The organism is Microcoleus sp. B3-D7, from assembly GCF_036705305.1.
GTDB lineage: Bacteria > Cyanobacteriota > Cyanobacteriia > Cyanobacteriales > Microcoleaceae > Microcoleus.
This window is the reverse complement of sequence record NZ_JAUBUE010000029.1, coordinates 12,516-25,791: the sequence shown is the minus strand read 5'-3', so window position 1 is coordinate 25,791 and position 13,276 is coordinate 12,516. Positions and strand designations below refer to the sequence as shown.

Annotated in this window: 12 protein-coding genes; 5 read left to right on the top strand and 7 right to left on the bottom strand. The window is 47.4% G+C overall.

Annotated elements, in window-relative coordinates:
* Nucleotides 1–462, top strand: a complete 462-nt coding sequence (locus QUB25_RS19090) for an SRPBCC family protein (protein WP_333185133.1) — start codon at nucleotides 1–3, stop codon at nucleotides 460–462.
* Complete coding sequence (locus QUB25_RS19085; RefSeq protein WP_006635525.1) at nucleotides 446–634, top strand: CPXCG motif-containing cysteine-rich protein; 189 nt, start codon at nucleotides 446–448, stop codon at nucleotides 632–634. Before QUB25_RS19090 ends, QUB25_RS19085 begins: the two co-directional genes overlap by 17 nt.
* Nucleotides 635–641: 7 nt before the next feature.
* Here QUB25_RS19085 and QUB25_RS19080 read toward each other — a convergent pair whose 3' ends face one another.
* From QUB25_RS19080 to QUB25_RS19070, 3 genes are all read right to left on the bottom strand, one after another.
* The gene (locus QUB25_RS19080) at nucleotides 642–1,391 is read right to left on the bottom strand and encodes a gamma-glutamyl-gamma-aminobutyrate hydrolase family protein (RefSeq protein ID WP_333185131.1); all 750 of its coding nucleotides are present in this window, start codon (nucleotides 1,389–1,391) and stop codon (nucleotides 642–644) included.
* Between the two features lie 199 nt (nucleotides 1,392–1,590).
* A complete protein-coding gene (locus QUB25_RS19075; RefSeq protein WP_333185129.1) occupies nucleotides 1,591–2,253 on the bottom strand; it encodes a DUF2834 domain-containing protein in 663 nt (220 codons plus the stop codon).
* 126 nt (nucleotides 2,254–2,379) lie between these two features.
* Nucleotides 2,380–3,597, bottom strand: coding sequence for an FAD-dependent oxidoreductase (locus tag QUB25_RS19070; protein ID WP_333185127.1), 1,218 nt, complete (start codon nucleotides 3,595–3,597; stop codon nucleotides 2,380–2,382).
* 226 nt (nucleotides 3,598–3,823) lie between these two features.
* Between QUB25_RS19070 and QUB25_RS19065 the strand changes: the two genes are divergently transcribed.
* Both QUB25_RS19065 and QUB25_RS19060 read left to right on the top strand, forming a co-directional pair.
* Nucleotides 3,824–5,215: a glycoside hydrolase family 10 protein gene (locus QUB25_RS19065; RefSeq protein WP_333185124.1), complete on the top strand. Its 1,392-nt coding sequence runs from the start codon at nucleotides 3,824–3,826 to the stop codon at nucleotides 5,213–5,215.
* 347 nt (nucleotides 5,216–5,562) lie between these two features.
* Entirely contained in the window at nucleotides 5,563–6,543 is a 981-nt protein-coding gene (locus tag QUB25_RS19060; RefSeq protein ID WP_333185122.1) for an aldo/keto reductase, read from the top strand.
* Between the two features lie 128 nt (nucleotides 6,544–6,671).
* On the opposite strand, the gene QUB25_RS19055 is transcribed toward QUB25_RS19060, so the two are convergent.
* The 4 genes from QUB25_RS19055 to QUB25_RS19040 all read right to left on the bottom strand — a co-directional run bounded on the left by QUB25_RS19055 (nucleotide 6,672) and on the right by QUB25_RS19040 (nucleotide 11,494).
* Complete coding sequence (locus QUB25_RS19055) at nucleotides 6,672–7,886, bottom strand: M20 family metallopeptidase (RefSeq protein ID WP_333185120.1); 1,215 nt, start codon at nucleotides 7,884–7,886, stop codon at nucleotides 6,672–6,674.
* Nucleotides 7,887–8,142: 256 nt separating this feature from the next.
* Nucleotides 8,143–8,850, bottom strand: coding sequence for a dethiobiotin synthase (bioD, locus tag QUB25_RS19050; protein ID WP_333185118.1), 708 nt, complete (start codon nucleotides 8,848–8,850; stop codon nucleotides 8,143–8,145).
* Nucleotides 8,851–8,910: 60 nt separating this feature from the next.
* Nucleotides 8,911–10,605, bottom strand: coding sequence for a serine/threonine-protein kinase (locus QUB25_RS19045; RefSeq protein WP_333185116.1), 1,695 nt, complete (start codon nucleotides 10,603–10,605; stop codon nucleotides 8,911–8,913).
* Nucleotides 10,606–11,035: 430 nt separating this feature from the next.
* The gene (locus QUB25_RS19040) at nucleotides 11,036–11,494 is read right to left on the bottom strand and encodes a GatB/YqeY domain-containing protein (protein WP_006635515.1); all 459 of its coding nucleotides are present in this window, start codon (nucleotides 11,492–11,494) and stop codon (nucleotides 11,036–11,038) included.
* Between the two features lie 608 nt (nucleotides 11,495–12,102).
* Between QUB25_RS19040 and QUB25_RS19035 the strand changes: the two genes are divergently transcribed.
* Nucleotides 12,103–13,095 carry a ribose-phosphate pyrophosphokinase gene (locus QUB25_RS19035; RefSeq protein WP_190734335.1) on the top strand — a complete coding sequence of 331 codons (993 nt, stop codon included), beginning with the start codon at nucleotides 12,103–12,105 and terminating at the stop codon, nucleotides 13,093–13,095.
* Nucleotides 13,096–13,276 lie beyond the last annotated feature (181 nt).

Genomic DNA, 13,276 nt, shown 5'->3' with positions numbered 1-13,276 from the left:
ATGCCTAATTTTAAATACTCGTCGCTGATTAATGCCACTGTTGAAGCCGTCTGGAACTTTCACGAAAGGCCGGACATTCTGCAACTTTTGACTCCGCCTTGGCAACCGGTGAAAATCATTCGCCGCGAAGGGGGACTCGATGTGGGTGCTGTATCGGAATTTCGCCTGTTATTGGGGCCGATTCCTGTAAAATGGGTGGCGACTCACACTGAGTGCGAACAATATCGCTTGTTTGTTGATGAACAAACTGAGGGGCCGATGGCAAGTTGGACTCACCGACACGAGTTTACCTCAGAAAATGGCAAGACTAGATTGACAGATGCGATCGCATTTTCGATTCCGGGCGGCCCGATTGTCGATTTGCTGTTAGGTTGGTGGGTGGAAATGCGGTTAACAGATATGTTTCGTTACCGCCACGAAGTCACAAAAAGAGAGTGCGAGAAAAATGCAAACAACGGCTGAATATTACTGTGCTTTCTGCGGCGAACCGAGTACAACTTTTGTTGATATCAGCGGTGGTATGGAGCAATCTTATATCGAAGATTGTCAGGTTTGCTGTCGCCCGAATGTTCTGTATGTCAGAATAGATGAAGATACCCTGGATATTGAAATAGATACTGACTATCAAGAATAAGTGACTATCAAAATGTATGAATTGCCTTTGATGCAGACTTGGTAGAATTCATAAATTTTGAAGCTGCAGCTTCTACGAAAGCCTTAAAAATTCGAGAGTTGAACGAACAGTTTGGTGACATTTCTGGGTGCCATTGAATTGCTATCATCCAAGGGTGATAGCAGTGTTCCATTGCTTCTACCAAAGTGTCAGGTGCATTGGCTACTATTTGCCAATCGGATGTTACCTTCCTCACTGCTTGATGATGCCAGGAAACCACTGTTGTTGAAGTTTTTCCCATAATTTTTGCTAGCCTACTGGTTGGCTCAATTTCAATGGTATGCTCGATCGCGCGCGGGGGAATTCCCGATCCGTGATTAATCTCGTCTCCGTAAGCATCCGGTACGTGAATCACCAAACTGCCGCCGCTGGCTACGTTCAACATTTGCATTCCCCGACAAATCCCCAACACAGGTATGTCAGCCTTCAAAGCTAGCTTTGCTAAGCTTAATTCAAAATTGTCGCGTTCTGCATTAACCGAGTAAACTGTGCGATCGACATAACCGCCATAAAGTTCTGGGTTGATATCTCCGCCACCGGAAAAAATCAAACCATCTACTGCATCCAAAATACTAGCCGAATCTAATTGATTGGGCGGCAGCAAAATCGGAATGCCACCAGCAGCCTGCACTGCATCAATATAAGTTCCATTTAAGCGATATTCGCCTACTGGACAGCGGTTGTATGTTGTGATGCCAACAATCGGAAATTTTTTCATTTGCTAGAGGTTGGGAGATAATTATTTAGATTAATACTCTGATTTGGCACTATTTGTAATAAGTTTTTCATGGGCGGGCTACTAGGGGCAACGGCCCACAATAAAACTTACTTATTGTGAAACAGGCATCTTGCCTGTTTCTTATCTGATTACTTGTGATTAATTCCTACATTACACTGAAACTTCCCTGCACGGCTGTCTAATTTGTAACAGTTTCAGTATTAGTTTCCGGCAGCGGTTTGCGCGTGCACAGATAAGCCAGCGGCCCGAACAGCGGTACTAATGTTACTGCCCAAAATGCTATATAACTCTGCATTCCTCGGCGGGCCATATCGTCTCCTAATAAGGCAGGAAATAGTAGGCAAAGCATACAAAAGTCTAAACTCATTACGTGGATAAAACGGTTGGTTTGCCACTGGGTAAAAAAATCATACCAATCGCCTTTTGTCAAGCCAAAGGCAACTAAACCAACAGCAGCTAATGTTAAGAAAATTCCAGTAAAACGGGAGTCTAATATCTTTAAAAAGATATTTTTAGGAGCAGAAAATTCTGGATTAGGTTCGCGCAGGGCTAAATAAGGCAGCAAGGCAAACGCGCCGACGCCAAAGGATAAAGTGGCAAACAACCATGCAGGTATTTTTTGGCCCCTGCCGTCAGCAAATAAGACACAACTGTAGATGAGCGGCCAGACTCCCATGAGGTTGAACAACGCTACAATTAAAGGGTTGATGTCTGCTATTTTGCCTGTGGAAAGATTGGTAATTAGTGTGATGGTTTGTTCTGGGCTGTCGGGTGGTGCAAATACAAAGGCGTAGGTGGTAAATGCAATCCAAATCACCCAAAATCCAATTTTTCTGAACATAGTTAGTTTTTCTTACTTCTGATATTACTATAGCAAGCTTAAAGGGTTTTTGAATAAGACTTTTTTTATTTACCGCTATTGACGCTGTTGAGGCAGAGGAAGAGAGGAGAATATCTGAATGTATTGCTATTTGGTATTGCGGGTTTTGGGCAGATTGCTAAATTTTTGCATAAATTGGCGATCGATCCAATCTTTCCAGTACCACAGCAGCGCCGATTCCCACATGAAAGATCCGCGAGATGCGATCGCCCTTTTATTCCCAGTACCAATTAACCCTAAGTATTGTTCCTGCGGTGCAAAGGGTTTGAGGGGTTTTCCCAATAAAAACTGCTGCAAATTTTCAAACAGCGGTTTGCCCTGACGCACGGCAAACACGCCTGCTTTGGGACGGGGATAATTAACCATCGCAGCTATATCTCCAGCCGCAAATACGTTGGGGTGAGAGACTGATTGCAGGCAATCGTTGACTTGGATAAAGCCGTTTGAATCGGCTGCTAAACCGGATTCTCCGATCCAATTGGCTGCCGATGCTTGTGTCACCCAAAAAATGCGATCGCACTCTAATTCTAAACCTGATTTACAGGAAATTTGGTAATCGGTAGGGAATTGAAGAGTGGTTTCCCTCTCAATCTTTTTTACAGCACAGACTTTTTCCTTTAAATGCAATTGAATGCCGCGACTGATGAGAATTTCTTGAATGCGGCGACGCACTTGATGGTTATGTGCAGGCATTAATTCAGCACCGCTGTGAAACAAATGAATTTCTGATGATAAATTTTCTTCCCTCTTCCTTCTTCCCTCTTCCTTCTTCCCTCTTCCTTCTTCCTTCCCCAATCGAGATTGCATATTTAATGCTAATTCTACGCCGCCTGCACCGCCACCTACAATCGCTATCCGCAGCGGTTTTTGGGGATAGTTTTGCCTTTCGGAAATTAACTGATTCCAGCTAGCTAAAAACTCCGGTACGGGTTTAGCTGCAATTGCATATTCTGCGGCACCCGGTACAGATAAAGTCGCAGGAGTGCTGCCTATATCCACAGAAAGCAAGTCAAAATTAACCGGAGGGCGAGTTTGACAAATAACTAAGTTTTTGTTAAAGTCGATCGCGATCGCCCGGTCGATTAATATTTGACATCCGGCAAATTCAGCGAGCGAGCGCAAATCGATGTGACATTCATCATAATCGTAAAACCCGGCAACGTGCCCCGGCAACATCCCGGAATAAGGCGCGTGCAGCACGTCGCTAATCAGAGTCAAACGCACTCCAGGCAGCGGTTTGATACCGAACATTTTTAATACGATAGCATGGCTGTGACCGCCGCCAATTAACACTAAATGTTTCACAATTACAGATGTTCGATCGAAATGTTCCAGCACCGATATTGTACAGCACTTGCACTCCTGGGGCCGCACTATCCGGTAAGGAAAGCTTGCAGTGCGTAATTGATTTCCCAGCAGTTAGACAGAATGCTGTCACTTACCCTCTGTCTCAGAGATTATACTTAGCTCAGTTGCCATCGCATTACATCAATTCACCCATTTCAGTTAACCGATTCCACATTCAGCGCAAATGGCTGTAGACTGTAGAGCGAGCAAATTTTATCAGCAAATTATGCCGGGGTGCGTTTCGATAGCTAACTCACCATTCAAAACTATGACATTACGCATCATTCCGCGCAGTTGGCAGCGATCGATTAAAACTCTTTTCCCGCTTCTGTTTGCCCTCTCATTCATTATAGTATTGCTGGCGAACAACTTCATTCCGGCGATCGCCCAGCAACCCCGCCAGGAAATTCGCGGCGTTTGGATGACGACAAACGACAAAGACATCCTCAGAGATCGTCGCAAACTAGGAGATGCTGTCAGCCAATTAAAGCGGTTAAATTTCAACACAATTTATCCTGTAGCCTGGAATTCTGGCTATGCAATGTATCCCAGCTATGTAGCGCAGCAAAGAGACATTCAACCCTTTGTTTACAGAGGGTTAGATGGACAAGATATGCTCGCCGATTTAATCGAGCAAGCTCACCGCCAAGGCCTGTTAGTGATTCCTTGGTTTGAGTTTGGTTTCATGGCTCCTCCCACATCAGAATTAGCCACACTTCATCCCGAGTGGCTGACACAAAAACAGGACGGCAGCCAAACCTCAAACGACGCCGGCGGCGAAGTAGTTTGGCTCAATCCCTTTCATCCAGAAGTCCAGCAATTCATTACCGAACTCGTACTAGAAATCACCACTCAATATAACGCAGACGGCATACAATTTGACGATCACATGAGTTTGCCTGCCGAATTTGGCTACGATGACTACACAGTTGCTTTGTATACCAAAGAAACAAAAAAAGCTCCGCCAAAAGATTTTCAAAATCCAGCATGGGTGCAGTGGCGAGCAAATAAAATTACCGCTTTTATGTCGCAGCTAAATCAAGCCGTCAAAGCAGTCAAACCCAATGCAATTTTCTCGATTTCTCCCAATTACTACGATTTTGCTTACAAACATCACCTGCAAGATTGGCTGGCTTGGGTGCGTTTGGATATTGCCGACGAGCTAATCGTGCAAGTGTACCGTCCCAATCTAGAATCATTTGTGGACAAGATTAACCGTCCAGAAATGCAAGAAGCACAGCAAAAAATTCCCACCGGAGTTGGGATTATGACAGGTTTGAGAAATAACCCAGTACCGATTCAGCAAATTAAATCTCAGGTGCAAGCAGTCCAAGGATACGGCTTAGGCGTCGCTTTCTTCTACTACGAAAGCTTGTGGGAATATGCGCCAGAACCCATCGCCGATCGACTTTCTCAATTTAGTGCTTTCTTCCCGTCTTCTGCATTCCGAACAGCGCTACAAATACCCAGACGCGCGGCGAATTTTCCTCCACCTGCGCCACCCAAACCCGACCCGAAAGCTAAGCCAGAGCAACCTATTAAAAACACCGCACCTTCACCCTCGCCCACCACGTAAAAGAATTAAAGAGTCATCAGTCATTGGTAATTTTGTAGGGCGTGCCATTAGTCCGACCGTCCAACAGGGGTTTAAACCCCTGTTTCATAGCTGAAGTCGTCTAAAGACGACTGTAGCAATTCTATCAAAGCTGTTTTTGTATAGAGTTAGCGCAGAATATATGTGTAACTCTAATTTTAAAAATGGAGATTACTATTTGAGTCGGTTTTAACCGACTTATGCTATTAGACAGGGACTTGAGTCCCTGGCGGCCCGTGGCAGAATGAAACAGCTCTACTGGGGGCTAGGGAATACCGAGTTATGTTCCTATAAACTATCCGTATTACCAACAACTACCATCAATAAAAATGCAAACAAAGCAAAAAATTTTACTGCCCAAAATGGGCTGCGGCACTTGGGCTTGGGGCAACCGATTGCTCTGGGGCTACAATGAAAGTATGGACGAGGAATTGCAAGCCGTTTTCAATCTTTGTGTTAGTAACGGCGTCACTTTATTCGATACCGGCGACTCTTACGGAACAGGCAAATTAAACGGACGCAGCGAGCAGCTTTTGGGGCAGTTTTCTCAACAAGATCAAGGTGCAAATAAAGACAGTATTTGTATTGCGACAAAACTGGCTGCTTATCCTTGGAGGCTGACGCGACAATCAATGATATCGGCTTGCAAAGCCTCTGCTGGGCGCCTCGGAAAAAATGTAGATTTGGTACAAATGCACTGGTCCACAGCCAATTACGCTCCTTGGCAAGAGGGGGCTCTTTTAGACGGTCTGGCTGACCTTTACGAGCAAGGATTGGTCAAGGGAGTGGGCTTGTCTAATTACGGGCCGAAACGGCTGAAATGGGTGCATCGGAAATTTAGCGATCGCCAAATTCCTATTGTTACTTTACAAGTGCAATATTCGCTACTTTCTACCTATCCGGTGACAGAACTCGGATTGAAAGATGTTTGCGATGAATTGGGGATAAAATTGATTGCTTACAGTCCTCTAGCCTTGGGTTTGCTGACGGGTAAATACTCGGAAAATGGCTCTCTTCCTAAAGGTATCCGAGGTTTGGCGTGCAAGCAGCTACTTCCGGGAATGCGATCGCTTTTGGAATGTTTGCGAGAAATAGCGGCATTCAGAAACAAGAGTGTTTCGCAGGTAGCAATCAACTGGTGCATCTGCAAAGAAACTATTCCCATTCCTGGGGCGAAATCTGTGGAACAGGCCAGGGATAATATTGGTGCTTTGGGGTGGGAGTTAGACTCCGGGGAGATTGCCGAATTGGATAAGGCGGCGGCGAGTGTAGATAAGAAAATGGTGCAGAATATCTTTCAAACTCGGTAATATCTGAAATGTTGTACCATTCTCATGAACAGGCAAGATGCCTGTTCCACAAGACATCAATTTGCTTCTTCCACAAAAACTAAATTTTCTTGTGGGGTGGGCTTCTAGCCCGCCCCTGAAAGCCTGATTTACATCACACAAAAATTTTCGACACACCGCACAAACATTTCTACACCCATCCCCAGCGCAGTTTCATCAAAATCAAAACGCGGGTGATGGTGCGGGTAAGCTAAGTTTTTCTCTGGATTGGCAGAACCCAAAAAGAAATAGCAACCGGGAACTTCTTGCAAAAAGAACGACATATCCTCGCCCCCCATTGTTTGACATTCCGGCACGATTCCCGCCGGAGTTTCGACAACTGATTCGGCCACGCCGCGCACTAATTCAGCTATTCTCGAATCATTAATAACGGGCGGGTACAGCGAACAATAATCTAATTGGTAATTAGACCCGTGACTCTGACAAATTCCGGCAATTACTTGCTCGATTCGCTTTGCAAAATAACCTTGATATGCTGGATTGAAATAGCGCACCGTGCCACCGATTTGAGCGGTATCGGCAATGACGTTGTGGGTGTGGCCTGCGTGGAATTTGCCAACAGTTACTACCGCTGAGTCGATCGGGTCAATGTTCCGCGCGACAATAGCCTGCAAAGCGCTGACAATTTGGGCTGTAACTACGATCGAATCCACAGTCTGATGTGGCATTGCACCGTGTCCGCCTTTGCCAAAAATCGTGCAGTCAAAAACTTCGACAGCCGCCATCAAAGCGCCGCTGCGGACGCCTACAGTACCCAAAGGTAGATTGTTCCACAAATGCAAGCCGACGATCGCATCAACATCAGGATTCTTCAAAACTCCCGCTTCAATCATCGGTTTTGCGCCCCCTGGCCCTTCTTCGGCGGGCTGAAAGATAAATTTTACTTTACCCGAAAAGCTGTGTTTGTGCTTTGCGAGATAACAAACAGTACCGAGGGCGATCGCAGTGTGGCCGTCGTGGCCGCAAGCGTGCATAATTCCATCATGCTGCGATCGATAATCCACCTCATTTTCCTCTTGAATCGGCAAAGCATCCATATCCGCCCGAATTGCCAAAACCCGCCCCGGTTTGCCGCTGTCTATAGTGGCGACAATACCAGTTTTAGCAATATTAGTTTCATGATCTATGCCCCATTCCTGCAACTTGTGCGAGACAAACTGCGCCGTTAAATTTTCATCAAAACTCAACTCCGGCTTTTGGTGCAAAAGGCGACGCCATTCGACTAGCTGAGGCTGCAAATTTCTAATCTCCAGCCGCAATTGAGATAAATCGACAGACGTTAAATTCGGTAAAGTAGAAACCATGTTTTATTCTCCTTTTTTTTGATTAGGTTTTAGATTTAATCACTTAATAAATGGTAATCACTAATTATAGCAGCCCAGAATAAGTTGTGAAACTCTTTCTTCTCTTTCTCTGCGCTCTCTGCGCTCTCTGCGGTTAAAAGAAAATCTTCTTCAATCCTATCCCAGTTGTGCAGGAGATTTTTTTTAAATGAACCGCAGAGGGCGCAGAGTACGCAGAGGAAGAGAAGAAAGAGAAAGAGAGGTGTTTAGAATAGGGTTATTTAGAAGTCTGAGCAACTAAATTAACCCCTGGCAGTAACCGCTCTAAATCTAAATCTGAAGCAATTTTAGCTAATTTAGCCAGGTCACTCGGGTCATCTAAATGCGGCAAAATACCCAACACAGGTATTTGAGTCAGCGACTGGATCAAATCAACGGGCGCTAAATCGGCAATTTCTTGTTCCGAATAAGCTTTAACGCAATTGAGCACAATTCCTCTCAGCTTAAAACCAGTGTGTCTGGCGAGAGCAACATTCGCTACAGCTTGCCCGATCGCCCCCAACCTCACAGGTACTACCAAAACCCCCCTCAGCCGCCAATCCCTGGCAATATCGGCCACCGTCAGTTCCCACGTTACAGGCGATCCCAGCCCTCCCAAAGATTCCACCAACACAAAATCCTTGCGCTGCGAGAGGCTTTGCCAAGCCGTCCAGACCTTTTCGAGTTCGATACGTCTCCCCTCCCGTTCGGCGGCGATCGGCGGTGCTAGAGGCGCATCAAAGTGCAGCGGATTGAGTTCTTCGGGGGATTGGTCGAGGGAAAACAAACGGGTGTAGAGTTCGCGATCGCCCGTTCCTGTTTGCAACAGCTTCATAATTCCCAAACTGCGATCGGGAAAATACATTTGCCAATAAGCAGCCAGAGCGCTGGTCAAAACAGTTTTGCCCGCGTCGGTATCAGTTCCAGCAATTAGCAGCGAGTTCATTGGCAAAAAGCTAACAAATAATTGGCCTCAACCTCAGTCTAGGGGAATTTTGCCAGAAGTTTAGAGTTCCGGCGATGGTGCGGGTGTTGGTGCTGGTTCCGGTTCCGGCGCGGGTTCCGGTTCGGGTTCCGGCGACGGTGCAGGAGTTGGGGCCGGTTCCGGCGACGGTGCGGGTGTTGGGGCCGGTTCCGGCGACGGTGCGGGTGTTGGGGCCGGTTCCGGCGACGGTGCAGGAGCTGGCGCGGGTGTTGGTGCTGGTGTTGGCGACGGCGCGGGCGTCGGTTTGGGTGCGGGAGTTGGTGCGGGCGTCGGTTTGGGCGTCGGTTTGGGCGCGGGAGTCGGCGCGGGCGTCGGTTTTGGTGTCGGAGTTGGCGCTGGGCTTGGTTCTGGGCTTGGTTCTGGCAAAGGTTCTGGGCTCGGTTCCGGCAAAGGTTCTGGGTCCGGTTCCGGCAAAGGTTCTGGGCTCGGTTCCGGCAAAGGTTCTAGGGTTGGTTCCGGCAAAGGTTCTGGGCTCGGTTCCGGCAAAGGTTGCGGGGTTGGGGTTGGTAAAGGTTGCGGGGTTGGGGTTGGCAAAGGTAGCGGGTTTGGTATCGGAGTTAGTGTGGGCGTCGGACTTGTAAGTGCTGGCGGTGTCGGAGTGGGTTTGGGGCGCGAATTGTTGAGAAATGAGCCTACTAAGGCCCAGGAACCGAAGCCAGTCAAGATTACTAAGCCCGCCAGCAGTCCGATCGCAGCGATGGGATTGTCCCAAAAAGTGTCGCCAGCAGGCTCACTTAACGGGTCTGGCTGGTTTGGCGGGGGGGAACTCGGGGCGGCTGGCTCGGGCGGTCTGCCCACGGCCACCGTTGCTATTAGCGAAGGGTTTGTCGGCACCACTGCTGGCGCGGGCGGTACAGTTGGCTGGCTGGGCTTAGGATTAGTTTGGGCGTCGAGTGCTTGGGCAACTTCGCTGACAGATTGATATCGATCGCCCGGAGACCGGCTCAACATCCGATTCAGCACCAAAGCCAAACCCGTGCTCACCTGCGCTTGCTGCTGCCAATTCCACTGCAGCGTTGTTTGATCGAGCAATTCCTGCGGTTCTTTGCCTGTCAGCAGGACGATCGCCGTTACAGCTAAAGCGTAGAGGTCGCTGCTGGCAGTGGCCCGCCCGCTGTGCAACTGTTCCATCGGCGCGTAGCCGATTTTGCCGACAGTTGTCGCGTGGGCTGTTCCTTCGGGAGACTGGACTTTGGTGGCGAGTTCCTTCACCACTCCAAAGTCAATCAGCACCGGCATTTGGTCGTTTTCCCTGCGGATGATATTTTCTGGGGAGATGTCGCGGTGGATGATGCCGCGGGCGTGGATGTGAGCCAGTACCGGCAGCATTTGCCGGATAAATACCAAGACTTCGGCTTCACTGAAGGCGCGACCATTTGAAGTTCGATCGAGCAGCAGTTCGCGGTAAGTCATCCCTTCCACGTAATCCTGCACTAAAAACAAACGCTGGTTCTCTTCAAATATTGCCCGAAACTGGGGAATTTGCGGGTGCCCAATTTGGTAAAGTATTGCCGCCTCTCTTTGAAACAATTCCTTCGATTTTTCCAAAACGTAAGGCCCGCTTTGCACTGGGATCAATTCCTTCAGGGCGCAGCGTTCTTGAAACCGTCCCAAATCTTCTACTAAATAAGTCCGGCCAAATCCTCCTTGACCTAAAATATTCACCAAGCGGTAGCGGTTTTGTAGGAGAGTTCCAATAGCAATAGGTGGCTGCATAAGTTTAAGTAAAAACTGTTAAAAAATAGACGATCGCTCACAGACTTAGTAATGCTATGTCTTTAATGCTCTTGAGCATACTTCACTATCTGTAGTCCCCAGTCCCGACCAAAGTTAGTATTTTACATTTTTTTGACATTCTTGGACGCAAGGATGCTCAGAAACCGGGTTTTTTCAGGAAAATACACAGCTTGCAACCCGCCAATCCGCTCGAAAACCCGGTTTCTGCGTCAATATCTCAAGGGAGAAATGCACGATTTTTCGTAGAAACCGGGTTTTTTGGCCTTAGCCCTAATAAATTGTCGCCCCTCGGCCTAAGCCATACATCTCTATAAAGCTTGAGATTATTTATGGGAGATGTCTACTGACTACTGACTACTGACTAATGACTACTGTCAACTGCCAACTGTCAACTGTCAACTGTCAACTGTCAACTGTTAAGCTTTGCTTTCACCATGTCTTGAATTCTGTTACCGTCTGCTTTGCCTTTAAGCTGCTGCATTGCCTTGCCCATCACCTTGCCCATATCTTTTGCAGAAGTAGCGCCAACCGAAGCAATCACTTCGTCAACGACTTGACTCACCTCTTCGTCTGACATCTGCGGCGGCAAATACTCTTCAACAATTGCCAACTCCGCCTCCTCTTGTGCCACTAAATCTTCGCGGCCACCTTTGCGGTATTGTTCGATCGAATCCCGGCGCTGTTTGGCTATTTGCATCAAAATTTCCATTTCTTGAGCTTCTGTCAGCGTCTCTTGGCCGGAGGGACGAAGGCTGACTTCTTTTTCGAGAATAAATTTCTTGATGCCGCGAACTGTTTCCAAGCGAACTTTGTCCTTGGACTTCATGGCTGCTTTGATTTCTTCGTCAATGCGTTCTCTTAAGCTCATCGATTTCTACCTTGCTTTGCCCGATATCAAAAATCTGGAGTATGCTTCCGATTCTTAACTTTTTTTACAGTATTTTTCAAGTTTATTGCCTGTTGGTGGCATTTTTATCGCATTGAACCCGGATGCCTTCGGCCTTCGGCTGAATTTTGGGCGGCTAGACTTCCAGCCTCGGCCCCAAATTGACTCACGCCAAAACTTTTAGACGCAGGGACACAAGTGCGATCGTACTTCTGCCAGTACAGAGTTCGCTACAACCCACATTCCACACCCTGGGGTGTTATACAGCATAATTACGCAGAAGACTCTATCTTTACAGTAATATATTATGCCTTTAAAAAGTTGGTTATCCGTTAATGTACGGTATTCAAGTATAATTCATAGTTTTATTGCTGGATAAAAATAAGTAAAAACCGATTGTGACCGTTAAGGATACCGAATGTGGGGTAGAAAGCGGATTTGTTGGACATATTTCTGCAAGTCCTATTCAATTCGCCTAACTTCACACTTGTGGCCGCCCCGAATGTTAAATCTATTAAAAAATTGGCTGAATATTTCTAGTTTCAGATGGTAAGATAGCGATGGAATAAACGTCCTGCAAGAGGCCTGCTGTGATCCGTTCTGCTACTTTACCGCTTCCGCTTCCCGAGCCGCCGGTTTCCGCTCATGACCGTCTGCGGCTGTTCTCCGGTTCTGCTAATGTTCCTCTCGCCCAAGAGGTGGCTCGCTATCTGGGGATCGATTTGGGGCCGATGGTTCGCAAGCGGTTTGCTGATGGGGAACTCTACGTTCAAATTCAAGAATCAATTCGGGGTTGCGATGTTTACTTGATTCAGCCAACTTGCTGTCCGGTAAACGATCGCCTCATGGAATTGTTAATTATGATCGATGCTTGTCGCCGCGCTTCGGCCAGACAAATTACTGCCGTCATCCCCTATTACGGATATGCTAGGGCTGACCGCAAAACGGCCGGAAGAGAGTCGATTACTGCAAAATTAGTGGCTAATTTGATTACGGAAGCTGGGGCCGGTCGCATTTTGGCGATGGATTTGCACTCAGCTCAGATTCAAGGTTATTTTGACATTCCTTTCGATCACGTTTACGGTTCGCCGGTGCTTTTGGATTATCTGGCGAGCAAGCAATTGACGGATATTGTTGTGGTTTCGCCGGATGTTGGCGGAGTCGCTAGGGCGAGAGCTTTTGCCAAAAAGCTTGGTGATGCTCCCCTGGCAATTATTGACAAGCGCCGCCAAGCTCACAACGTGGCAGAAGTGATGAATCTTATCGGTGATGTCAGGGGCAAAACTGCTGTGTTGGTGGACGACATGATCGATACTGCCGGCACGATTTCTGAAGGTGCGAGATTGTTGCGCCGCGAGGGTGCGAGGCAGGTTTATGCTTGTGCTACTCATGCGGTGTTTTCGCCTCCGGCGATCGAGCGCTTGTCTAGCGGGATTTTGGAAGAGGTAATTGTTACGAATACAATTCCTGTGCCTGAAGAGAACCGTTTTAAGCAGTTGACGGTGCTTTCGGTAGCCAATTTGCTGGGAGAAACTATTTGGCGGATTCACGAAGATAGTTCTGTTAGCAGTATGTTCCGCTAGAGGGCAAAGAGACTTTTTGAATGTTTGTTTTAGGGTGCGTTAACCAAGTGTAACGCACCGTTTTTTTTGTGAAGAGTGCGATCGTTTCTCGCAAGTAATAAGCCCAGGCTCATGCCAATTTTACTGTCAACTTCCCTTAAATTATTGTGGAGTGGGCGTCCCGCCCGCCGGAAAATAGAAT